The 22,892-nt window shown below is 57.6% G+C and carries 18 protein-coding genes; 6 read left to right on the top strand and 12 right to left on the bottom strand.

Annotated features, from left to right (window positions below; all coding sequences use genetic code 11):
* The first annotated feature begins 28 nt into the window (after nt 1-28).
* From C4S72_RS00835 to choV, 3 genes are read left to right on the top strand one after another with little or no spacing between them, the layout of a single operon-like run.
* Nucleotides 29-985, top strand: coding sequence for a choline ABC transporter substrate-binding protein (locus C4S72_RS00835; RefSeq protein WP_104001195.1), 957 nt, complete (start codon nt 29-31; stop codon nt 983-985).
* A gap of 41 nt (nt 986-1,026) precedes the next feature.
* Entirely contained in the window at nt 1,027-1,872 is an 846-nt protein-coding gene (gene choW / locus C4S72_RS00830) for a choline ABC transporter permease subunit (protein WP_104001194.1), read from the top strand.
* A gap of 1 nt (nt 1,873) precedes the next feature.
* Entirely contained in the window at nt 1,874-3,082 is a 1,209-nt protein-coding gene (gene choV, locus C4S72_RS00825) for a choline ABC transporter ATP-binding protein (RefSeq protein ID WP_104001193.1), read from the top strand.
* Nucleotides 3,083-3,243: 161 nt separating this feature from the next.
* Here the strand turns inward: choV and C4S72_RS00820 are convergent, their stop codons facing one another.
* Complete coding sequence (locus tag C4S72_RS00820; RefSeq protein WP_104001192.1) at nt 3,244-4,371, bottom strand: hybrid-cluster NAD(P)-dependent oxidoreductase; 1,128 nt, start codon at nt 4,369-4,371, stop codon at nt 3,244-3,246.
* Between the two features lie 462 nt (nt 4,372-4,833).
* Here C4S72_RS00820 and C4S72_RS00815 point away from each other — a divergent pair, with 462 nt between their 5' ends.
* Complete coding sequence (locus C4S72_RS00815; protein ID WP_104001191.1) at nt 4,834-6,099, top strand: aromatic ring-hydroxylating oxygenase subunit alpha; 1,266 nt, start codon at nt 4,834-4,836, stop codon at nt 6,097-6,099.
* 118 nt (nt 6,100-6,217) lie between these two features.
* Here C4S72_RS00815 and C4S72_RS00810 read toward each other — a convergent pair whose 3' ends face one another.
* Nucleotides 6,218-6,961 carry a GntR family transcriptional regulator gene (locus tag C4S72_RS00810; protein WP_104001190.1) on the bottom strand — a complete coding sequence of 248 codons (744 nt, stop codon included), beginning with the start codon at nt 6,959-6,961 and terminating at the stop codon, nt 6,218-6,220.
* A gap of 189 nt (nt 6,962-7,150) precedes the next feature.
* Between C4S72_RS00810 and C4S72_RS00805 the strand changes: the two genes are divergently transcribed.
* Nucleotides 7,151-7,984, top strand: coding sequence for an amidohydrolase family protein (locus C4S72_RS00805; protein ID WP_104001189.1), 834 nt, complete (start codon nt 7,151-7,153; stop codon nt 7,982-7,984).
* A 29-nt stretch (nt 7,985-8,013) separates the two neighbouring features.
* Nucleotides 8,014-9,315: an SLC13 family permease gene (locus tag C4S72_RS00800; RefSeq protein WP_104001188.1), complete on the top strand. Its 1,302-nt coding sequence runs from the start codon at nt 8,014-8,016 to the stop codon at nt 9,313-9,315.
* A 104-nt stretch (nt 9,316-9,419) separates the two neighbouring features.
* On the opposite strand, the gene C4S72_RS00795 is transcribed toward C4S72_RS00800, so the two are convergent.
* The 10 genes from C4S72_RS00795 to dgcA form a co-directional block, all read right to left on the bottom strand.
* The gene (locus C4S72_RS00795) at nt 9,420-10,781 is read right to left on the bottom strand and encodes a GGDEF domain-containing protein (RefSeq protein WP_104001187.1); all 1,362 of its coding nucleotides are present in this window, start codon (nt 10,779-10,781) and stop codon (nt 9,420-9,422) included.
* 197 nt (nt 10,782-10,978) lie between these two features.
* Nucleotides 10,979-12,277, bottom strand: coding sequence for a TRAP transporter large permease (locus C4S72_RS00790; protein WP_104001186.1), 1,299 nt, complete (start codon nt 12,275-12,277; stop codon nt 10,979-10,981).
* Between the two features lies 1 nt (nt 12,278).
* Nucleotides 12,279-12,788, bottom strand: coding sequence for a TRAP transporter small permease (locus C4S72_RS00785; RefSeq protein ID WP_104001185.1), 510 nt, complete (start codon nt 12,786-12,788; stop codon nt 12,279-12,281).
* A gap of 122 nt (nt 12,789-12,910) precedes the next feature.
* Nucleotides 12,911-13,918, bottom strand: coding sequence for a TRAP transporter substrate-binding protein DctP (dctP, locus tag C4S72_RS00780; RefSeq protein WP_104001184.1), 1,008 nt, complete (start codon nt 13,916-13,918; stop codon nt 12,911-12,913).
* A 62-nt stretch (nt 13,919-13,980) separates the two neighbouring features.
* Nucleotides 13,981-14,226, bottom strand: coding sequence for an amino acid kinase family protein (locus tag C4S72_RS00775; RefSeq protein ID WP_104001183.1), 246 nt, complete (start codon nt 14,224-14,226; stop codon nt 13,981-13,983).
* Nucleotides 14,227-14,242: 16 nt separating this feature from the next.
* Nucleotides 14,243-15,847, bottom strand: coding sequence for a BCCT family transporter (locus C4S72_RS00770; RefSeq protein WP_104001182.1), 1,605 nt, complete (start codon nt 15,845-15,847; stop codon nt 14,243-14,245).
* Nucleotides 15,848-16,605: 758 nt separating this feature from the next.
* Nucleotides 16,606-17,400, bottom strand: a complete 795-nt coding sequence (gene etfB / locus C4S72_RS00765) for an electron transfer flavoprotein subunit beta (RefSeq protein ID WP_104001181.1) — start codon at nt 17,398-17,400, stop codon at nt 16,606-16,608.
* Nucleotides 17,390-18,631: an electron transfer flavoprotein subunit alpha gene (gene etfA, locus C4S72_RS00760; protein WP_104001180.1), complete on the bottom strand. Its 1,242-nt coding sequence runs from the start codon at nt 18,629-18,631 to the stop codon at nt 17,390-17,392. Before etfA ends, etfB begins: the two co-directional genes overlap by 11 nt.
* Complete coding sequence (locus C4S72_RS00755; RefSeq protein ID WP_104002990.1) at nt 18,631-20,610, bottom strand: (Fe-S)-binding protein; 1,980 nt, start codon at nt 20,608-20,610, stop codon at nt 18,631-18,633. The genes etfA and C4S72_RS00755 overlap by 1 nt, the downstream gene beginning before the upstream one ends.
* A 183-nt stretch (nt 20,611-20,793) precedes the next feature.
* Nucleotides 20,794-22,857 carry a dimethylglycine demethylation protein DgcA gene (gene dgcA / locus C4S72_RS00750; RefSeq protein WP_104001179.1) on the bottom strand — a complete coding sequence of 688 codons (2,064 nt, stop codon included), beginning with the start codon at nt 22,855-22,857 and terminating at the stop codon, nt 20,794-20,796.
* Nucleotides 22,858-22,892: the final 35 nt, after the last annotated feature.

Genomic DNA, 22,892 nt, shown 5'->3' with positions numbered 1-22,892 from the left:
ACCACCAGTAACCGAGGAGTACGACCCGATGACCCTTACCAGAAAAAACACCCAACTAATCACCGCACTCGGAGGCGCAGCGCTGCTGAGCCTGAGTGCGACAGCCGCCAACGCCGCGGATCAGTGCGCTACCGTGCGATTCTCCGATGTCGGCTGGACCGACATCACCGCCACCACCGCCATCGCCAGCGAAGTACTCCAGGGCCTGGGCTATGAAACCGACACCCAGTTGCTCTCCGTACCGGTGACCTACAGCTCCATGGCCAACGGCGATATCGATGTATTCCTCGGCAACTGGATGCCGACCATGGAGGGCGACATCGCCAAGTATCGTGACAATGGCACGGTAGAAAGCCTACGTGCCAACCTCGAAGGCGCCAAGTACACCCTCGCCGTGCCGCAGTATGTTTACGACGCCGGCGTTCACTCCTTCGCCGATATCGCCGCTCACGCCGATGAGTTCAACGGCCGCATCTACGGTATCGAACCGGGTAACGACGGCAACCGCCTGATCCAGGAGATGATCGAAAAGGACGCTTTCGAGCTGGGCGATTTCGAGATCGTCGAGTCCAGCGAAGCGGGCATGATGTCCCAGGTTAAACGCGCCGTGCGCCGCGATAACTGGATCGTCTTCCTTGGCTGGGAGCCTCACCCGATGAACGCCAACTTCAAGCTCGCCTACCTGGATGGCGGCGATGACTGGTTCGGCCCCAACTACGGCGGCGCCACCGTACACACCAACGTGCGCCAGGGCTACACCGACGCCTGCCCTAACGTCGGCACGCTGCTCAACAACCTGGGCTTCAGCCTGGAGATGGAAAACGAAGTGATGGGCGCGATCCTGGATGACAAGGAACAGCCCAGCGATGCCGCCAAAGCCTGGCTGCAGCAGAACCCCGCAGTACTCGATACCTGGCTTGACGGGGTGACCACCCTGGACGGCAAACCTGGCCTCACTGCAGTCAAAGCGCACCTCGAAATCTGATCGCTGCTGCTCATGAAAAGAAATGATAAAGGTACTTTTTAATGGATTGGTTAACAGACCATAAACTGCCGCTTGGCGACTGGATGGAAGCCTTTGTCGACTGGCTGACCTGGAACGCGGCGGGCTTTTTCGATGCCATCGCGATCTCGCTGGAGTGGGTAATCCTGTCACTGGTGGACGTCTTCCTCTGGTTCCCTCCCTGGGCGCTGATCGCCCTGGTGGCAGCCATGGCCTGGGGCCTGCATCGCAAACTGACGCTGACAATCTTTTCCGTCGCAGCACTTCTGCTGATCCTCAACATGGGTTACTGGACCGAGATGGTGCAAACTCTGGTACTGGTGCTTACGGCGACATCGCTATCGGTATTGATCGGTATTCCCGTCGGTATCCTGGCGGCGCACAAGCGCTGGGTGTACACCATTCTGCGTCCAATTCTGGACCTGATGCAGACGATTCCCACCTTCGTCTACCTGATCCCGACCCTGGTGCTGTTCGGTCTTGGCGTGGTGCCGGGCCTGATCTCCACCATCATCTTCGCCATCGCAGCTCCTATCCGCCTCACCTACCTCGGTATCAGCCGAGTGCCGGAAGAGCTGCTCGAAGCGGGCAAGGCATTTGGCGCCAGCAACACCAAGCTGCTGTTCAAGGTAGAGCTACCGGCGGCGATGCCGAGCATCATGGCCGGGGTTACCCAGTGCATCATGCTGTCGCTGTCGATGGTGGTTATTGCCGCACTGGTCGGCGCCGATGGTCTGGGCAAACCGGTGATTCGCGCCCTGAACACCGTGAACATTTCCCAGGGCTTTGAGGCGGGCCTGGCCATCGTACTGGTGGCGATCATTCTGGACCGCATCTGCAAGAAACCGGGCAGCAAGGAGGAGATTTAATATGGCCGCCGTAGAAATCAAAGACCTCGACGTGGTGTTCGGTAACAACCAGGCGCAGACGCTGAGCCTGATCGACCAGGGACTGTCACGCCAGGAGATCCTGGAAAAAACCGGCGATGTGGTCGGTGTTCAGGGCGCATCGCTGAGCGTTAACGAAGGCGAAATCTGCGTATTGATGGGGCTGTCCGGTTCCGGCAAATCCAGCCTGCTGCGCGCGGTTAACGGACTCAATGCCATCTCGCGCGGTAGCCTGGAGGTTCAGGACGGCGATAACAGTGTCGATCTGGCCCACTGCAACGCCCCCACCCTGCGCCACCTGCGCAGCAAGCGGATCTCCATGGTGTTCCAGAAGTTCGCGCTGATGCCCTGGCTTAGCGTGGTGGACAATGTGGCCTTTGGCCTGGAGATGCAGAACGTCGGCAAGAAGGAGCGCCGCCGCCGAGCCCTGGAAAAGCTCGAGATGGTGGGCCTGGCCGAATGGCAGGATAAATTTCCCCATGAGCTGTCCGGCGGTATGCAGCAGCGTGTGGGCCTGGCCCGCGCTTTCACCATGGACAGCGATATCCTGCTGATGGATGAGCCGTTCTCGGCGCTTGATCCGCTGATCCGCGCCCAGCTGCAAGATGAACTGATCGAACTGCAGGAAAGGATGAAAAAGACCATTCTCTTCGTCAGCCACGATCTGGACGAAGCGCTGAAGATCGGCAGCCATATCGCCATCATGGAATCGGCGCGTATCATCCAGCACGGCAAGCCGGAGGATATCGTCCTCAACCCGAGCAACGCCTACGTGGAAGACTTTGTCGCGCACACCAACCCGCTCAACGTGCTGCGTGGCCGCTCACTGATGACGCCGGTGTCTGAGGGCGAACGCAGTGGCGGCTCGCTGACACTGAATGCCAACGAGAACAGCGAAGTGTTGCTTGAACAGGGTTGCCCGGTCGGCGCCAAGCGTGGTGCCGAATCACTGACACTGACCCACTGGGACGAGTCGGAAAGCCTGGATAAGGTCGGCAAGGATATGCTGATGGTGACCACGCCGGAGGTATCCATGCGCAACGCCATCGAACTGCGCTATCGCAGCGGCCAGCCGGTGCTACTGGCGGAGGATGACAAACTCGTCGGCATGCTGTCCGATCGCGACTTTTACCATGCACTGCTAGGCAAGCACTTCACCCAGAGCACCGATAGCGAAGCGGACGCTGCCTGAACCGCGACCAACTGAGCCTCAGACGCAAAAAGGCCGATCCAGCGATGGATCGGCCTTTTTTATGTTCCGTGCCAGGTTCAATCGGCGCCAGGCGTGCCGCCTACAGCTAAATCCGACCGTAGGAGCGGCGCCTCCGCCGCGATCAGCCCCCGGTGATTTACTTAATACTCTACAACCACATCGCCGGTCGGCACGCTGCAGCAGGAGAGGAAGTAACCTTCTGCCACGTCGTCATCGGTGATACCGCCGTTGTGGGACATCTCGATATCACCCTCAACACGTTTCACCTTGCAGGTACCGCAGATACCCATACCACAGGCTTTCGGGATATGCAGGCCAAGTTTGGCAGCTGCCGCGTGAACGGTTTCCCCCGGTGCGATCCGTACGCTCTTGCCGGTTTTGGTGAACTCGACATTGAACATATCGCTGGCTTCGAGTGCATCCAGCTCTTCCGCTGCCTGCTCGGCGTCTTCGACCGCCTGCTCTTCCACCGCTTCCGGCGTCGCACCGAAGGCTTCCTCGTGGTAACGGTTCATATCGAAGCCAGCGCTTTCCAGCATCCGCTTGACCGCTTTCATATACGGTGTCGGACCGCAGCAGAACACCTCACGCTCCATGAAGTCCGGCGCAATCATGTCCAGCTTGACGCGATCCAGGAAACCGCGGTAACCGGCCCAGGACTGACCCGGCTCGACCTTTTCACAGATCAGGTGCAGATCGAAGTTGGTGATACGGGAGGAGATGGTTTCCAGTTCGCGCTGGAAGATGATGTCACGCGGGGTGCGCGCGCTATGCACAAACACCATGTCCACATCAGCGTTGGTATCGAACGCCCAGCGGGTCATTGACATCACCGGCGTGATACCGACACCGCCAGAAAGGAAAAGCACCTTGTTCGACGGAAAGTCGATGCTGTTGAAGGCACCGACCGGACCGTGCACGGCCAGCTCGTAGCCTTCGATCATATTGTCGTGCAGCCAGTTGGATACCACACCGCCCGGCTGACGCTTGACGGTAATAGAGAAGCTGTACGGCACAGACGGGGAGCTGGAGATGGTGTAGGAACGGAACACCTGCTCGCCGTTGATTTCAAGCTCCAGGGTCACGAACTGACCCGGCTTGAAGAAGAACATAACCGGCTGCTCGGCCATGAAACAGTACGTGGCTACGTCCCAGGTTTCCTGAATCACCTTAACGCAGCGTACAGCGTGACGACCGTTGCTCCAGGTCTGGGTTGTTACTGGAACAAAAGCATCGCTGTTAACGATTGAAATGCTCGGATTGTTCATGGCTGGCACTTCCAAAATTGGCTGTTGGGTTTAGAGAAAGAAGGTGAACAAATTTATGGCGTCTCAGCCCGGCTTGAACCACACTTTAGTGTGGATGACGACGGCAGAGTTGCAACTTTATTTCGCTGCCATCGCTACCCGGCTGGAAGCCTGAAATGCCATAAGTTTGCTCACGATCTCCCTCTGGATCTCGTGTAGTGCGAATTGTCATTTCAAGCACATTTTATAACTTACTTATTCGCGACGTGGAATTGTCTTAAAAACACCATTTAAGGCCTTTTTGCCCCCCCCTAGTCTCAAATAGAACGGGTCGATGTCGCGAACAGAATAATGAATAACCCTACTCGAAGGCAGGATTGCCGTCAGACACCCTGAACACCACGGACAACCGGGTATTGGGTCGTTATAAGAGGGCCGCCGCGGCGGCATGCAACCCACTGTTATGTTCGAGATACAGTACTGATGAACCAGAACGATCTGCTTAACCTCACCTACGCGAGCCTGGGCCAGGCTCGGGAAGCGATGACCGGCATGCTCAAAGAGCGCCGCCGTGATTACTCACTGCCGGCTCCGCTTTACAACGACCCGCACATGTTCCGCCTGGATATGGAAGAGATCTTCCAGAAAGAGTGGCTTTTTGTTGGTATGACCAGCGAAATCCCCTCCCGCGGCGACTACTTCACCGTTGAGATCGGCCAGAACCCGGTTCTGATCGTACGTGACGCCGATGGCAGCGTGAATGCGTTCCACAACACCTGCCGTCACCGCGGCTCTCGCGTTTGCACCGAGCACCGCGGCAAAGTTGCCAACCTGGTATGCCCTTACCACCAGTGGACCTACGACCTGAAAGGTAACCTGCTGTTCGCCGGTACCGAAATGGGTGAAGGTTTCGACATGAAGCAGCACGGTCTGAAAAAGGCTCACTGCAAGGTCGGCGGCGGCTTCATCTACATCTGCCTGGGCAAAGAAGAGCCGGAAGGTGACTTCGACGAGTTCCTGGCGACTCTCGACGAGTACATGGAACCGTACGACGTTGAGAACACCAAGCTGGCCGTTGAGTCCAACATGTACGAAAAGGCCAACTGGAAGCTGGTTCTGGAAAACAACCGTGAGTGCTACCACTGTGCGGGCAGCCACCCGGAACTGCTGAACACCCTGCTGGAATGGGACGACACCAACGACCCGCGTGCACCGCAGGACTTCCTCGACCACTACGCTCGCCAGGCAGCTGCCTGGGACGCAGAAGGCATTCCGCACGAGCACAAGAGCTTCGGCCTACGTAACCGTATCGTCCGTATGCCGCTGAAGGAAGGCACTCAGGTCATGACCATCGACGGTCAGGAAGGCTGCACCAAGCTGCTGGGCCGCATCAAGAACCGTGAACTCGGCTCCATGCGTATCCTGCACCTGCCGAACTCCTGGAACCACATGCAGTCCGACCACTTCATCGTGTTCCGCGTGCTGCCGATCTCCGCTCAGGAATCTCTGGTCACCACCAAGTGGTTCGTACACAAGGATGCGGTTGAAGGCGTGGATTACGATCCTGCCCGTCTGCGTCAGGTGTGGGACGCCACCAACGACCAGGACCGCGTTCTGGGCGAGGAAAACCAGCGCGGCATCAACTCTGTTGCTTACCAGCCGGGTCCGTACTCCAAGACTTTCGAGTTTGGCGTCATCAACTTCATGGACTGGTACACCGATACCACCCTGGAGAACCTCGAGAAGTAAGCAAGTTCCAATAAAAAAGGCTGCCAATTGGCAGCCTTTTTTCTGTCTGGCGTTTTCTGTCTGAGTTGCCTGATTGGCTTTTCTGATTAGCCAGGCCCCTTAACACCGACTCTGGCGATCAGGCGATATCGATCTGATAACGGAAAGTATCCGCAGCACCTTTCGACAGGCGATATTCCAACGGCTTTTTATCATAGCCCCGCGCCAGCCGCTCAATCACAACGATCGGCTGCCCGGCGCTGACCGACAGCTCCGCCGAGATAGCTTCATCGGCGATAGCGATCGTAAGCTCCTCATGGGCGCTCGCGATGCGCTGGTCGCAGACCTCTTCGTAAAACGGATAGAGCAGATTGTCGAACTCCGACAGCTCAATGCTCATCAGCGTTTTGAACCGGCTTTCAGGCAGCCAGATATCCTCATGGAACAGGATCCGGCCGTTAGCCAGACGCTGACGCTCCAGGTAGATCACCTTCTCCCCTGCTGACAGCTCAAGTGCGTCACGCACCTCGGCGGGCGGCACTACACAGCGGCGCTCAAGGACCCGGCCTTCCGGTACTTCCCGCACACCTTCGCTGTTTTTCGTTTCCTGACGGAAAAAGCGCATGAACGAGCTGTCAAAATTGGGCCTGCGCACAAAAGTACCGCGCCCCTGACGGCGCTGCAGCAAACCATCAGCAACCAGCTCATCGACCGCTTTGCGCACCGTCCCGGTGGCGATGCCGTAAGTTTTTGTCAGCTCAGCCTCGGTGGGTATCACCTCACCGGGCAACCAGTCTCCGGCCGCGATACGGGCCGCAATTTCATCTCTAAGACGTTGATATAAAGGCAGGCGCTCATCCTGGCCCAACTGCATCGAACTCATTTTTGGGTTCCCTATTTCACCATACCCACACTTTAATCCGGGCCATTGATGAGGTCTACAACTATTGACAGTCTATTGGTCGAATTATATGTTTCTACAGACATATATATGAATACATGTATTCGAAAAAAGGTCTGACGTTCCTATTTGGTCGGGCCGGATAAGAAAATCTAGAGGTAAACGCGCTCAATGAATGACGTTACTACACCCGGCATCGCAGGGGTGGACACTCACGCGCACATTTTCTGCCGTGATCTGCCGCTGGCCGCAAACCGTCGTTACGCCCCCGAGTACGACGCGCTTGTAGACACCTGGATCAGCAATATCGACAGTTGCGGCCTTTCTCATGGCGTCCTTATCCAGCCGAGCTTTCTGGGCACGGATAACAGCTATATCGAGGAAGCTCTGCGTAAGTACCCGGAACGCCTGCGTGCAGTGGCAGTCGTTGACCCGGAGATATCTGACGCTGAACTGGATCGTCTCGATACCCTCGGCTTTGTCGGTATCCGCCTGAATCTGATCGGTAAGGAACTGGCCGATTTCAGCGCCCCACTCTGGCAGCACCTGTTTAAACGCCTTGCCCAGCTCAACTGGCAGGTGGAGATTCAGCGCGGCTTTGATGACCTCTACACCTTCGTGCCCGACATTCTCGCCAGCGGCGTGAATGTGGTGATCGATCACTTCGGCCGCCCCGGCGGTGCTATCGATCCGGCACGCGAAGACCACACCAAATCGCTGGAGCTTTTTGCCAGCGAGCAGATGTGGATTAAACTCTCCGCCGCTTATCGTGCGGAGGCGGATCTCGAGCAGGCCAGCCAGATGCTGGAAACCCTGAAGCAAACCATGGGTGGCGTCGACCGCTGCCTCTGGGGCAGCGACTGGCCCAACACCCAGTTCGAGAACAGCACCAACTACAAAGAGCAGTTCGCTTTTTTCACTTCACTGGTAACCGATGCCGAGGAACGGCGCCGGATACTGGTCGATAACGCAATCAACCTTTTCCGATTCAATCAGACTGTTTGATCCGAAAACAATAACTTAGGGTTACAAGTATGATGAGCTTGATTGTGGTGGGGGCTATCGTCCTCGCCATCGCACTGGGCTACAAAACGCGGATCAATATTGGTCTGTTCGCAATCGCTTTCGCTTACCTGATCGGCTGCTTCGCCATGGGCATGTCGCCGAACGAGGTGATCAAACTCTGGCCGCTGAAGATCTTCTTTATCATCTTCTCGGTATCGCTGTTCTACAGTTTCGCGATTATCAACGGTACGCTGGAAAAACTCTCCGAACACCTGCTCTATAGCTGCCGGAAATTCCCCCATTTCCTGCCGTTCGCGATCTTCTTCAGCTCTACGCTGATCTCGGCACTCGGCGCCGGTTACTACACCGTACTCGCCTTTATGGCGCCCCTGACGCTACTGGTCTGCCAGCGCACCGGTATGAGCATGATCGTTGGCGCCATGTCGGTGAACTACGGTGCCCTGGCGGGTGCGAACTTCGTCTCCAGCCAGAGCGGGATCATCTTCCGTACGCTGATGATGGGTGCCGGCTTCTCCGAAGAAGACGCCTTTATCAACGCCCTGGGCATCTTTATCTCTACAGCCGTCATTCCTCTGCTGGTCATCACAGGCCTTGTCTTCCTGACCGGTCATGCGAAGACGATGAAAGAATCGGGCTTCAGCATCGACAAGCCACGTGCGTTTGATTCGAAGCAGAAAACCACGCTGACACTGACCCTGGTGATGATGCTGCTGGTACTGGCGGCGCCGATCTCCGCGATCCTGATGCCGGATAACGAGACCATCACCTTCATCAACTCCAAGATCAACATCGGCCTGGTGGCGAGCATCTTCTCGGTGATCGCGCTGATGCTGAAACTGGGTGATGAGCGCAAGGCGATCGCGTCCCTGCCCTGGAGCACGCTGATCATGATCTGTGGTGTCGGCATGCTGATCTCTATCGCCATCAAGGCGGGCGCCATCGATCAGCTGTCCAGCTGGATCGGCACCAACATCCCGTCTGCGCTGGTTCCTGTCGCCTTCGGCGTGGTCGGTGCCCTGATGTCACTGTTCGCAAGCACCCTGGGTGTGGTGACGCCGGCCCTGTTCCCGATCGTGCCGTCTATCGCCGCGAACCTGGGTATCGATCCGATGATCATCTTTATCTGTATCGTGGTGGGCGCTCAGGCGACCTCTATTTCGCCCTTCTCTTCCGGCGGCAGCCTTATTCTTGGCGCCTGCCCGAGCGACGAGAACCGCAGGGATCTGTTCCCGCAACTGCTGTTCCGCGCCGCTCCTCTCGGTTTTGCTGTGGCACTGTTGTACAACCTGGCGATCACCTTCGTGCTGTAAGATTTTGGGTAAACCGTCGTTGTACATCCTTTGGCCGCTCTATGAGCGGCCTTTTTTATGCCTAAAAATGGCCGGGACTGATGATCGCTTTCAACGCGTGACTGTCAGTCAGCGAAATGGATAATCCGGTTTCGCCCGCCATGCTTGGCCTCGTAAAGTGCCCTGTCCGCTTTCGATGCCAGGGCATCGAAGTCATCGTCGTCGCTGTATTTCACGGCAACACCGATGCTGACCGTGGCATCGATCGTCTCGCCAGAATCGAGAACCAGCGGGTTCTCCTCAAAGGTGGCACGGATTCTTGCCGCCACCCGGTTCGCGTCTTCGCTGGGCAGGTCGCTCAGCACCACCATGAACTCCTCCCCTCCCATACGACAGAAGGCGTCGTCCGGACGCAGACAACGGCGTGCGATCTCAACGAAATGGCGCAGCACCCTGTCGCCCACCGGGTGCCCGTGGTTGTCGTTGATCGACTTGAAATGGTCTAAATCGATCATCAACAGCGTCATCGAAGCGGGAGTCTCCTTCTCCTGAACCAGGCTGTAGAGTGCACGCCGGGTCAAGGTACCCGTGAGCTCATCATGATTGGAGGCATATTCCAGGTCCTTTAGACGGGCGCGATTCCGGTGGATATAGCAGGAGAGCAGGATCGGCACGAGAGCAATCATCGCCACACTGACCCGCAGCGAGATTACGTTGAGCCAGTAAGAGATCTGCTGATCGGGATCGATATAGCCGTTGGACAGCGAGATCAGCGTCCAGACACAGTAGACCAGCGTGACCAGTGCCGTATTGAACACGCTGTAAGTGAAGGCACACCAGAGCAAACCGATCAGTGGAACAGCAATCACCCCCGGTCCGCTGATCGTCATCGCCAGCAGGCACAAGGCAATAACGGAGACGCCCGGTATCAAGGCCAGCGGATTTACCCGCGCCAGGCGCTGCTTGATGATCTCAGGGGTTAAAGTATTAAAGGTGGGTGCCACCATAATCAGCGGCAGGAAAACCACGTAGTTCACAAACTCGGTGACAAACCAGTAGGTTAATCCCTCGGTGACACTGCCTGCGAACAGCAGAGGATTGGCGAACATACCAAAAAGGCCCGCCGCCACCGCAGCAGCAAAGGCCACCAGTGCAATGTTCAGCACATCTACCGTATCTCTGACCGGGTACACCGCCAGCCGCGCGCTGCACGCGACCGCGACACCGGCCATAACCGCAAAGATATTTCCCGCATTCAGAACGACAGCCTTGCTCAAACCGCTGCCGGTCACGAGATCCGCAGCCACCATCGCCACACCGGACCAGAGCCAGAAGCCGTTTTTGACCAATCTTAGGTCACGCAGAATAAAACCAAGAATGAGGGAGTTGGCTGGCCAGAGGTCAGCGAGGTAACCGGAGGGGCGACTGAAGATACCGATCAGCGCAACAACAAATACCGCGAAGACAAGAACGAAGTTTTTTTTCATTATGTCGGTCTTTTCTCGTCCGTATGTCTCACTATAGAGCCATATCTATTCCGTAGTTTTCAAGCAAGACCTGCCCGCAAACCAGGCAAACTGGCCAAAAATGGATGTTTTAAGTATCAATTGAGTCGATTCACGACAGCAAAAACAAAAAACGCCGCAGAGGCGGCGTTTTTGCACTGATCGTTTAACAGCCCGGCTCAGACAAACCCAAGCAGTCGCGGCAGGAACAGGGACAGTTCCGGCACAAAGGTTGTGATCATCATCACCGGCAGACCGACAAAGGCCATCAAACCCAGCGCCGGCATCACGGTTTTGTGGATCGACACCTTACCGATACGGCAGGCCATATAGAGTATCGGCGCCACCGGCGGGCTGTTGGCTCCGATCACCACCGAGCAGGCCACGATGGAGGCGAAATGCACCGGGTGCACACCGCTTTCGACCATCAGCGGCAGGAACAGCGGCGCCACCACCACGGTGACCGAGACGTCATCCATAATCATGCCGGCAACGATCAGAAAGATGTTCACGGCGATAAGGATCAGCAGCGGATTCTCGATCATCGTACGCACCAGCTCGGTGAGATCCTGGGGGATGCGTTCAAACGCAAGGATGCGACCGATCATGAAGCTGAACAGCAGGATCAGAATCACCGTACCGGTGGTTTCCGCTGCCGACACTACACTGCGGGCGAAGATCTTAAGGTTAAGATCCTTGTAGATGAAGAAACCGATCATCATCGCTGCAAAGGCAGCCACGGCCGCAGCTTCGGTCGGCGTGAAGACACCGCCATAGATACCGCCGAGGATAATGATCGGCAGCGACAGCGCCGGAAAGGCACGGATAGTCGCGCGTCCTTTACCGGGCAACTGCTCCATACCGTCATTCGCAGCGCTGCTGACCTCATGGAAGAAGCGGCCGACACTGAAACGGTTGGCGATAATCAGCCCGATGATCAGCAGAATCGCGGGGCCCACGGAGGCCGCAAAGCAGGCCGCCACCGACTGACGGGTCACCACCGCGAACAGGATCATGGTGATCGACGGCGGAATGAGGATACCCAGCAATGAGGAGATACCCAGCAGCGCTGCCGAATAGGAACGCGGGTAACCACGCTGTTCCAGCGGGCCGATCATGATGGTGCCGATAGAGGCGACCGCTGCTGTCGCGGTCCCGGCAATGGCGCCAAAGATACCTGAAGCCATAACCATGGAAGCGCCCATACCGCCACGACGCTTGCCGATCATCACCTCGATAAAATCGACCAGTCGCTTGGCGATACCGCCGCTCTGCATCAGGTAACCGGTCAGCACGAACAACGGCAGCGCGATAAGAATAACCGAGTCAACCGAACGGTAGCCCTGCAGCATCAGGGTGTTCAGGTTGGCATCGAAAGCGTAAACCAGATAAGCCAGTACCCCGGCAAACGACCAGGCCACCGGAACGCCGGCGACCATCAGCACCAGAAGGATGCCAATCGCAATCAACCCTTCCATCTCAGTGTTCCCCTTTTAGTCGTTTGATACCGCTCAGCGCACAGATGAAATCGCGCAGGGCGTAACAGCTGCAGCCTACCGCCGCGAGCATGATCGATGCCTGGGGCAACCAGAGCGGAATGCCCATACCCGGTGTGGACTGCGGACGCCGCATCCCCCAGGCCAGCATGCGGTACGCCAGTACCACGAAGAACAGACAGATAACGAAGGTGATCAAGGAGATCAGCGCCTTGTGCATCAGCTTGAAGCGTTGATCGGTGATCTGAAGCTCAACAAAGTCGACGACGAGATGCTCATTGCGTCTGCTCGCAATCAAACCTCCGAGCATGTACAACCACATCCCGAACAGCATGATCAGCTCGAGTAACCCGACGACTGACCAGCCAAATACATAGCGCGCCAGCACCAGAAACAACATCAGACCCACCACGAGCATACTGGCCAGAAACGCTGCCGCTTCCAGCAGCCAGCCCACGCGGTTATCAAGTCCGGAAAAAAGTCTGCCGATCATTTTTTCTCCAGCCTATGAACGAACCAGCCCGCAAAGCGGGCCGGTGAGTTAAAACAGCAAGTAAAAACAGTAACTTATAATTAGACGCTACTAATATTACTCGCTATAACAGGTATCCCCGCTTACAGCGGAGAAGCGTTCGCGCGGATCGTTTCCATGATCTCGGAGCCGATCTCTTCTTCCATTTGCGGCCATACCTTTTCACGGGCGGCCTTGGCGAACTCGCGGATCTGCTCGTCGTTCGGCTCGAAGTACTCCATGCCCTCTTCCTGAGCCTTGGCGATGTAATACTCGTCCTGCTCTTTAGCAGCCTTGAACTGATCGTTCATGATCTCTTCAGCCGCTTCAGACACGACTTTCTGCTCTTCTTCGCTCATGCTGTCCCAGGTATCCAGGTTCATGGACAGAACGCCGGTCATGAAAAAGTGCTTGGTCTGTACGTAGTAATCCAGGGAGTCACGGAAGTATTCGTAATCCCAGTAGATGACGTTGCCGGCTTCGCCGTCGACAACACCGGTCTGCAGCGCGGTGTAAACTTCGCCCCAGTCGATGGCAGCGGTCTGGTACCCCAGTGCCTGCATGGTCTGCGGAGCCGGGAACACGGTCATGGTGCGGACTTTCAGGCCTTCAGCATCGGCGATGTTGAGGGCGTACTTGCCGCGCGAACCGACACCGTTAAAGCCTTCCGGCCAGGGGCCGAAGAATTTCAGGCCGATATCGCTCCAGATACCGCCCAGCATGTTGTTAACCCAACCGCCCGGGCTGTAGGCCTTCAGCGCTTCGTCCCAGGACAGGGTCATGTAAGGGGTGTAGATAACGCCGATACGCTTGTCGTAAGACGTCATCGGCCAGTTCAGCATCACATCCACATCACCGGCGACATGCAGGTCGAACACTTCCTGCTGGCCACCCAGTTCGTTCTGGAAGAAGACCTTGGTTTCGATTTCACCACCGGACTTCTCTTCGATCAGCTTGCCCCATTTCTCCAGCGCGTTACCGGCCGGGGAGCCCTTGGTACCAGAGTCGGTAGCCAGTTTCAGGCTCAGTGCGTTGGCACCGGTGCTGGCCAGAGCGGCCGCTGTGGCAACAGCAGCTACCAGGGCTTTCAGGCTAAAGCCTTTGGAATTCATAGATCTTGTCCCCTCACTTCAATCGTTGGTGGTTGGCGCGGGCATCGCCGCCCGCGCCTTCACTACATTTTCGACTGCGCGTTTTTCACTATCCCTTCAACGCTGGGCAACATCAGTCCGTCGAACTCTTTCTCCAGCGCGGATAGCATCCCTCCGAGGGCGGATCGCTGCTCGTCTGAGCCATCCCTGATCCACGTTTCAAGTTCGCCTTCCACCTCGGCCTCGCTGGCTCCAGCCGGCACAGGGACTCCAAGCTCACGCAGTCGGCTTGCAAAATCCTCAAGGTCAATCAGGTCGGCGAACATCATCGGGAAAACTCCTAAATTACTTGTGCAGATGCACCTCGGATTTGAGCCCCATGTACAAGCTCAGGCACATCAGAATAAGAACCATGGTAAACGGCAAGCCTGTAGCAACAGCGCCGGACTGAAGCGCACCCAGCGCCTCGGAACCACCGCCCACCAACAGGGTGCCGGCAATGATACCTACCAGAGAGGCCCAGAACATACGCTGCGGCATCGGCGCGTCGGTTTTTCCGCCGGCGGTGATGCTGTCGATGACCAGAGAGCCGGAATCGGATGAGGTGATGAAGAACACCAGCACCAGCACGATACCGACAGCAGAGAGCAGCGAAGTCAGCGGCAGGTTTTCAAACATGTGGAACATCGCCAGGGACACATCGCTGATACCGTTGGCCAGCTGACCGACGCCATTGGTGGCCTGCTCTATGGCGGTTCCGCCCATCACAGCCATCCAGATCAGAGTCACAGCGGTCGGTACCAGCAGTACGGCAATCACGAACTCACGGACGGTACGGCCACGGGAAACACGCGCGATGAACATGCCAACGAACGGTGACCAGGAGACCCACCATGCCCAGTAGAACACGGTCCAGCCGTGGTACCAGGTGCCATCTTCACGACCGACCCAGTTGGAGAGCGGGATGATGTTTTCAGCATAGCTGACTAAGATGGTGCCCATGTTGCCGAAGATTTTCAGGGTCGGGCCGATCACGATAATCAGGCCGATCAGACCAGCCGCGATGATCATGTTGATGTTGGAGAGCAGCTTGACGCCACCGTCCATGCCACGTGCTACGGAGAACAGCGCGATACCGGTTACGACGATGATCACCGCCACCTGGGTGGAGAGATCGTTGGCGATACCGAAGAGGTAGTTCAGACCACCGGCCGCCTGCTGTGCACCGAAGCCCAAGGAGGTAGCCAGACCGAAGATGGTTGCCAGCACCGCCAGGATATCGATCAGGTGACCGATCGGCCCCCAGGTACCGCGACCCAGCAGCGGGTAGAAAGCGGAGCGTACGGTCAGCGGCAGGCCCTTGTTATAGGCAAAGAACGCCAGAGACAGACCTACAACCGCGTAGATAGCCCAGGGATGCAGCCCCCAGTGGAACATGGTCGCGCCCAGTGCCATGGCAGCCCCTTCCGGAGTGCCTGCAGGAGCATTGAGCGGAGTGCCGTACCAGTCGGTGTAGTAAGCCACCGGCTCAGCAACACTCCAGAACATCAGACCGATACCCATGCCGGCGGCGAACAGCATGGAGAACCAGGAGATGGTAGAGAACTCAGTTTTAGCGTTTACACCGCCAAGGCGGATTTTACCGACCGGCAGCACAATCAGCGCCAGACAGAATACGACGAACAGGTTTCCTCCGACCATGAACAGCCAGTCGAAGTTTTCGATGGACCAGCCTTTCGCACCAGAGAGAGCCTCTTTGGCACCGGCCGGGAACAGCAGTGTTCCTATAATAAACAGCAGAATGAGTCCGGCACTGATACCGAACACGGGGTTGTGTACATCCAGCCCGAGAAGTTTGACGTTGTCCTGACCTACCTGGTAGTCCGTATCATATTCTGCGGTGATGACCGCCGCCTCAGCGACAGCCTGACCTTTATTCACACCTTTCATTAAGCTCTCCTTCGAACGCTCTATACCGCACGGCTGATTGCCTTATTTGCGGCCCTGTTTTTCTTATTGTTTGCTTGCCAGACCGGTGCAGAACGGGGATGAACTGCATAAGAGCGAGAGGAACTCCCAATCCGAAAATTCGGATCGTCCCGGCCAAGGCTACAAGTCGTTCTCCATACTACGAATAAGGGTTTCCGCTGTTGTTCCGTTAGCGACAGGAACAGGGGGAAAAACCTGAAAATTGCGACATGGCGCAAAGCACTTATCCATTTGCGACACTTCTAATATTGGTGAATTTTTCTATTCGAACCTGGAAACTGTCCGATCAATCGAGTTTTATCCCGTAATAACGATGTAAAGACGAAAAAAAGCCCCTCCGGGTGGAGGGGCTAAAGATTAGAACCGTGAATTGCTCCGGGGTGCACCGGAAACTTGCCGTGCAACTGGTAATCAGTGGGTAACCTATACCAGCCTTCAACAGGGGATATACTCCGCAGAGGCATACAGAGGTGAGGCTGTCTGTCTTGGCTCGGAATATGGGTAGATTCTGCCCCGGTTACGGAATGAACAAGTGTTTATGATCGCCTTACACATTCCCCTGAGCGACACTGCAGGAAAATAGCATTTTCACTGAACTACGCGGTTCAATCGCCGCACGTTCAGCGGATTTAGGCAAATAAAACCGTTAGTAACCATAGACACAAAAAAACCGACGCAAGCGCCGGTTTTTATAGTTAACAGCATCCATACAGCTGGAATCAGCGGATAACGCCCTCTTCCAGCAACAGATCGAAGACCGCCTGAGCCATTTCACTGGCCGGCTTGTCACGCAGCACCTTACCGCCATCACCAGAGGATTTGGCCGTAGCCGCCTTAAAGCGGTCGGCGGCGGTTTTCGCCTTGACCACCTTCAGGCGCTTGGGTCGCTTACGCGCCGGCGCTTCGCTCCAGCTGGCCTGAACCTCGTCCAGCACCTCAACGTCGGCAGCCTTAGCCTCCATCTCAGCACGGCTGGCAGGGCCAAAGGCACTCTGACGCGGCGTAGCAGCGGCCATATCGACGCTGGCTACGAACGGCAACGGTACGCGCAGGGCGCGACGCTGACCACGCGGCAGCGCCTGCAACAGGTTCGCCTGGCCGTTATCGATGCTGACGATCTCGGCGATACGTGTCACCACCGGCATGCCGAGCTTTTCGCCCAACAGGTAAGCCATCATGCCGGATGATTCGCCGCTTTCGGCGCGTACACCGGTCAGCACGATATCGGGCTTGGTTTCACTCAGGTACTGACTCAGCGCAGGCACCGCATCGGCATTTTCACCCTGCTGCAGAATGCGCAGCTTCTTCAGCCCCATACCCGCATAGGCGCGCAGGGCTTCAGCGTGCGGATCACCGGCGTGCAGTACTTCCAGCCCCTGAGGCGCCATAGCGAGGCCCATTTCGACGGCACGGGCATCTTGCTCGGCGCGGCGGGCACGACCGGAACCGGGGTGCTTACCGACGGAGACCAGCGCTGCGATGCGCAGGTTAGCGTTCTGTTTATCAGGCTGCATTTTCAACCACCTCCTGACGGTAAGCGTTGGCCAGGCGGATCAGCTCGGCCATCACTTCACCACTGTCTGCAATACAGCTGAGCGCGGCACGTTTAACCATGTCACAGCCCACATCGGTATTGATCGCGATAACCTTGTCGCACTGGCCGATACCCTGCAGGTGCTGAACCGCACCGGAGATACCCACCGCCACGTAAACCCGGGCGGTAACCCAGGTACCGGTGGCGCCGACCTGACGGAAGCGCGGCATGTTGCCATCGTCCACCGCCACACGGCTCGCGCCTTCGGTGGCGCCCAGGGCTTCGGCGGCCTGGTGGAACTGGTTCCAGTCGGTGACACCGTTACCGGCGGACAGAATGAACTCAGCTTCACCCAGCGGGATCGCATTCGGGTCAACCGCAACCTGACCGCAATCCTGAATAACGGCCTGAACGCTGACACTGGTTTCCAGCTCAAGCGGCAGCACTTCATGACGGGTTTCGTCGATCGGCTCGGCACACTCTTCTGCGAGCAGCATCAGACGCGGTGTCTTGCGGGTGATGTCGGTGGTACCACCAGCGCCACGGCAGATCGCCTCGTCGCTACTGACCTGCCAGGCTTGGGTCGCCGGGCGCTCGCCGATACGGGCAGCCAGTCGGCAGCCTATCTCGAAGCCGGCGGCAACGCTGTCAGGCAGCAGCCAGTATTTCGGCGCGTACTCTTTCTCGACCTGCTCCAGGGCCGCGACACGCAGCTCCGGGGTGTAGCCTTCATAGGCTTCGCCGGTAATGTTGAGCAGACGGTCTACACCGGCCTTGTCGAACGCTTCTTCGCGATGCTCGCCGAAGACCACGGCCAGCACTGCGCCCGCACCCTCGCCTTCACGAATCAGCTTGTGCGCCTGGCCGATCACGTCACGGTCGTGGCCGCTGAGGCGGCCGCCGACCATATCCGGCACCACAACCACGTAGTAATCCGGGTTTTCAACCTTGTGCAGCGGCAGCTCGACCTCTTTGGCGGCGCCGGCACTGCGGCGTCCCCCCACGGCCGGGCCGTTACCGTTCATGCGGTCGATACGCTTGATACCGTTCGGGCCGATAAAGCCTACCGCATGCGGGTTACGGCGAATCAGACCTGAAGGGCCGCGCGTTTCCGCCGCGCCGGCCTGCTGCATGGCATCATGCAGCGGGTGCAGTCGGTTGCGTGCGATCCACTCGGCTCGCGGATCGCGACGGATGATCTCATCGCTCATTACAGGATCTCCTCAGCTACCCGCTTGTCAGCGTTGGGTTTAGCCTGCTTGCCGTTCTTCTTAGAGACCGGAGCATCCCCTTCGATCAGCGCATCAGCCACTAGCTCGGCGATATCTTTCACTTCGGCGCGGGGTTCGACCACACCTTCAAGCATCGCTGTACACTGCTGACAGCCCACCGCTACCAGCTCGGCGCCGGTTTCCTTGATCTCGGCCATACGCATATCGGCGATACGGCGTTCACCCGGAATATCGGTGATCGGAGCGCCACCACCACCGCCACAGCAGCGGGAGCGGAAGCCGGAACGTTCCATTTCGGCAACTTCGATACCCAGCTCGTTAAGCAGCTCACGCGGGGAGTCGTACTCACCATTGTAGCGGCCCAGGTAGCAGGGATCGTGATAGGTCACGGTACCGCCCTTGAACTCTTCCAGACTCAGCGCGCCAGCCTTCACCAGTTCGTTGATGAACGTGGTGTGGTGCAGCACTTCGTAGTCCGGCTTCTGACCTTCAGGGTAGAAATCAGCGTACTCGTTCTTGAGGCAGTGGAAAGCGTGCGGATCGGTGGTGACGATGCGCTGGAACTTGTACTGGCTCATGGCGGCGATATTGCGTTTCGCCAGGCTCTGGAAGGTGGCGTCATCACCCAGACGACGGGCCACGTCACCGGAGTCACGCTCTTCGTCACCCAGTACCGCGAAGTCCACATTCGCAGCCTTCAGTACTTTAACGAAGGCACGCAGGATACGCTGGCTGCGCATATCGAAGGCACCATCGGATACCCAGAACAGCACTTCCGCTTCCTTCACGTCTTTCATGACGCGCAGGTTCTGATCCGCGGCCCAGTTCATGCGGCTACCCGGATTGAAACCGTTCGGGTTGTCGGTGGCGATCAGGTTATCCAGCACCTCGGCGCCCTTGTTCGGGGTGCTGCCCTTTTCCAGGGTCAGGAAGCGGCGCATATCGACGATAGCGTCCACGTGCTCGATCATCATCGGGCACTCTTCCACGCAGGCACGACAGGTGGTGCAGGACCAGAGCGTATCCGGGCTCACCAGACCTTCGGTGATGGTCTTGTTCGGACCGCCCTCAGCCTTGCCTACCTCGATACCCGGGTAAGGGCTACCTGCGAACTTGGCATCGGAACCACCGGCGAGGCCTACCACCATATCCTGGATCAGTTTTTTCGGGTTCAGCGGCTGGCCAGCGGCAAACGCCGGGCACATCGCTTCACACTTACCGCACTGAACGCAGGCGTCGAAACCAAGCAGCTGGTTCCATTTGAAGTCGGTGGGCTTTTCAACACCCAGTTTTGCCGCAGTCAGGTCAACCGGCTTAAGGCCGGTGGAACGACCACCGCCAAAACGCTCCGGCCGACGGTGAAACGCCAGGTGCAGGGAACCGGCGAAGGCGTGCTTCATCGGACCGCCCCAGCCCATACCAAACAGCAGCTCCCCCATACCCCAGACGATACCGGCAGCCAGCACAGCAGCCAGCACCCAGCCGCCGAAGTTTTCCGGCAGGATGCCGGCGGCAGGCAGGGTTGCGATGAAGAAGCTGACAGCAAACATCAGCAGGCTCTTCGGCAGTCGCATCCAGGGGCCTTTAGACAGGCGCGACGGCGGGTTCAGACGACGTTTGAAGACAAACAGCGCACCCACGAACATCAGCACCAGGGCACCCAGCAGCGCATAGTTGACCCAGCGGTTTTCAACACCGAACAGGTGTACCGCCAGGATCAGCACCATCGACAGCACAAAGCCGCCCGCGGTCGCCACGTGGGTTTTGGACATGTATTTATCACGCTCAACTACGTGGTGCAGATCCACCAGGTAGCGGCGCGGCATCGCCATCAGGCCAGAGAAAAAGCTGACTTTTTCCGGCTGACCGGCGCGCCAGAGACTGATCCGCTTGAGCATGCCGGCCACGGCCAGCAGCAGCGCCACTGAGATCAGAACGGGAAGTAACCAATCGAGGATCATGATGAGCCCTCTTGAAATAACCTAGGCATAGAGAAGGCAGAACGCTTGCGGACGGTAAGGGCCGAACGGCTCCGACTTGCCCTCACTCATTCCCTGAAGGGCTCACACCGGCATCCCTGCCGGTGCGTGTCGGATAGTATTCAGCGGACTCACTGTTCCGGGCGCCCTGCCAACCGGCGCTTACAGATCCTTGCAGAGACGCAGCGCGTCGTAGATCGCAGCATGGGTGTTGCGCTGGGATACGCAATCGCCCAGACGCCACAGGATCATGCCGTCGCCTTTCTCGCTCAGAACCGGCTGCGGCTTGATGTCGAACAGCGCTTCGACGTCGATCTGTCCCTTGTTGCGAGACTCAGCCTTCAGCTCGTAGTAAAGCGCTTCGTTCGGACGAATACCGTTCTCGACCACAACCTGGTCAACAACGCGCTCTTCCTTCTGACCGGTGTACTCGTTCTCCAGTACAGCTACCAGCTTGTCGCCTTCGCGGTATACCTTCTCCAGCATCAGATCGGAGGTCATGATCACCTCACGCTCGTACAGGCTGCGGTAGTAGGTCGGGAAGGTGGTACCGCCAATGCCGACACCCGGCTTGATATCGTCGGTGACCAGCTCAACCATGGAGCCTTTCGCTGCCAGGTAGTCCGCTGCGGACATACCGGAGAACTCACAGATAGTGTCGTAGATCAGGACATTTTTGCCAGGTTCTACCACGCCGTTGATCACATCCCAGCTGGATACGACCAGACCTTCGGCAGCGCCCCACTCCGGGTTCTGCTCCAGGAACGGAGTACCGCCGGTTGCCAGGATGCAGACATCCGGCTTCAGGTCACGGATCATGTCGGCATTAGCAGAAGTACCCAGGCGAACATCAACGCCCAGACGGTCCAGCTCCATCGCCAGCCAGCGAGTGATACCCGCCATCTGGTCACGCTGCGGCGCTTTAGCAGCGATCGTTACCTGACCGCCCAGCTCGTCTGCTTTCTCGACCAGGGTCACCTTGTGACCGCGCTCGGCAGCAACACGGGCTGCTTCCATACCACCGGGGCCACCACCGATAACGACGACGTTACGGATCGGGCCAGTGGTTTTTTCGATGATGTGCGGCAGACCCATGTATTCACGGGAGGTCGCGGCGTTCTGGATGCAGAGTACGTCCAGACCCATGTACTGACGGTCGATGCAGTAGTTGGCGCCTACGCACTGACGGATCTGGTCAACCTGATCCATCTTGATCTTGGCGATGAAGTGCGGGTCAGCGATGTGCGCACGGGTCATACCAACGAAATCAACGTAACCGGCTTCCAGGATACGCTTGGCCTGGTTCGGGTCCTTGATGTTCTGGGCATGGATAACCGGAACGGAAACTACTTCCTTGATGCCAGCCGCCAGGTGCAGGAACGGCTCCGGCGGGTAGCTCATGTTCGGGATAACGTTAGCCAGGGTGTTGTGAGTGTCACAACCGGAACCAACCACACCGAAGTAGTCGATCAGGCCAGTCGCGTCGTAGTACGCCGCGATCTGCTTCATGTCATCGTGGTTCAGACCGTCCGGGTGGAACTCGTCACCGGTGATACGCATGCCGACAACAAAGTCAGGACCCACGGCTTCACGCACGGCTTTAGCCACTTCCAGACCGAAGCGCATACGGTTCTCGAAGGTGCCGCCCCATTCGTCGGTACGCTTGTTCACACGCGGAGACCAGAACTGGTCGATCATGTGCTGGTGCACTGCGGACAGTTCAACGCCGTCCAGGCCACCCTCTTTCGCACGTACGGCGGCTTTCGCGAAGTCGCCGATGACGCGCCAGATCTCTTCCTCTTCGATGGTTTTGCAGGTCGCGCGGTGTACCGGCTCACGGATGCCTGACGGAGACATCAGGTTCGGCCAGTTTTCACCGTCCCAGCGGGAACGACGGCCCATGTGGGAGATCTGAATCATGATCTTGCCGCCGTGCTTATGCACTGCGTCGGCCAGATTCTGGAAGTGCGGGATGATACGGTCAGTAGACAGGTTGACCGAGCTCCACCAGCTCTGCGGGCTGTCGATGGAGACAACACTGGAACCGCCGCAGATGCAGAGACCACAACCGCCCTTGGCCTTCTCTTCGTAATATTTAACGTAACGATCGGTAGTCATACCGCCATCGGTCGCATAGACCTCGGCGTGAGCGGTACTGACAATACGGTTACGGATGGTCAGCTTGTTGATGTTCAACGGCTGGAACAGTGCATCGAACTGCGACATGGTTCACCCCAACTTTACTAAGGGCCGAAACCGCC

Source organism: Marinobacterium lutimaris, from assembly GCF_900108065.1.
Taxonomy (GTDB): Bacteria; Pseudomonadota; Gammaproteobacteria; order Pseudomonadales; family Balneatricaceae; genus Marinobacterium_D; species Marinobacterium_D lutimaris.
Note: the sequence above shows the minus strand (reverse complement) of the source record. Positions and strands in the feature narration are given on the sequence as shown.

What these genes read in the sequence shown, in the direction of transcription:
- C4S72_RS00835 (WP_104001195.1), top strand. Translation starts at nt 29, where the DNA reads ATGACCCTTACCAGAAAAAACACCCAACTAATCACCGCACTCGGAGGC.
- choW (WP_104001194.1), top strand. Translation starts at nt 1,027, where the DNA reads ATGGATTGGTTAACAGACCATAAACTGCCGCTTGGCGACTGGATGGAA.
- choV (WP_104001193.1), top strand. Translation starts at nt 1,874, where the DNA reads ATGGCCGCCGTAGAAATCAAAGACCTCGACGTGGTGTTCGGTAACAAC.
- C4S72_RS00820 (WP_104001192.1), bottom strand. Translation starts at nt 4,371, where the DNA reads ATGAACAATCCGAGCATTTCAATCGTTAACAGCGATGCTTTTGTTCCA.
- C4S72_RS00815 (WP_104001191.1), top strand. Translation starts at nt 4,834, where the DNA reads ATGAACCAGAACGATCTGCTTAACCTCACCTACGCGAGCCTGGGCCAG.
- C4S72_RS00810 (WP_104001190.1), bottom strand. Translation starts at nt 6,961, where the DNA reads ATGAGTTCGATGCAGTTGGGCCAGGATGAGCGCCTGCCTTTATATCAA.
- C4S72_RS00805 (WP_104001189.1), top strand. Translation starts at nt 7,151, where the DNA reads ATGAATGACGTTACTACACCCGGCATCGCAGGGGTGGACACTCACGCG.
- C4S72_RS00800 (WP_104001188.1), top strand. Translation starts at nt 8,014, where the DNA reads ATGATGAGCTTGATTGTGGTGGGGGCTATCGTCCTCGCCATCGCACTG.
- C4S72_RS00795 (WP_104001187.1), bottom strand. Translation starts at nt 10,781, where the DNA reads ATGAAAAAAAACTTCGTTCTTGTCTTCGCGGTATTTGTTGTTGCGCTG.
- C4S72_RS00790 (WP_104001186.1), bottom strand. Translation starts at nt 12,277, where the DNA reads ATGGAAGGGTTGATTGCGATTGGCATCCTTCTGGTGCTGATGGTCGCC.
- C4S72_RS00785 (WP_104001185.1), bottom strand. Translation starts at nt 12,788, where the DNA reads ATGATCGGCAGACTTTTTTCCGGACTTGATAACCGCGTGGGCTGGCTG.
- dctP (WP_104001184.1), bottom strand. Translation starts at nt 13,918, where the DNA reads ATGAATTCCAAAGGCTTTAGCCTGAAAGCCCTGGTAGCTGCTGTTGCC.
- C4S72_RS00775 (WP_104001183.1), bottom strand. Translation starts at nt 14,226, where the DNA reads ATGATGTTCGCCGACCTGATTGACCTTGAGGATTTTGCAAGCCGACTG.
- C4S72_RS00770 (WP_104001182.1), bottom strand. Translation starts at nt 15,847, where the DNA reads ATGAAAGGTGTGAATAAAGGTCAGGCTGTCGCTGAGGCGGCGGTCATC.
- etfB (WP_104001181.1), bottom strand. Translation starts at nt 17,400, where the DNA reads ATGCAGCCTGATAAACAGAACGCTAACCTGCGCATCGCAGCGCTGGTC.
- etfA (WP_104001180.1), bottom strand. Translation starts at nt 18,631, where the DNA reads ATGAGCGATGAGATCATCCGTCGCGATCCGCGAGCCGAGTGGATCGCA.
- dgcA (WP_104001179.1), bottom strand. Translation starts at nt 22,857, where the DNA reads ATGTCGCAGTTCGATGCACTGTTCCAGCCGTTGAACATCAACAAGCTG.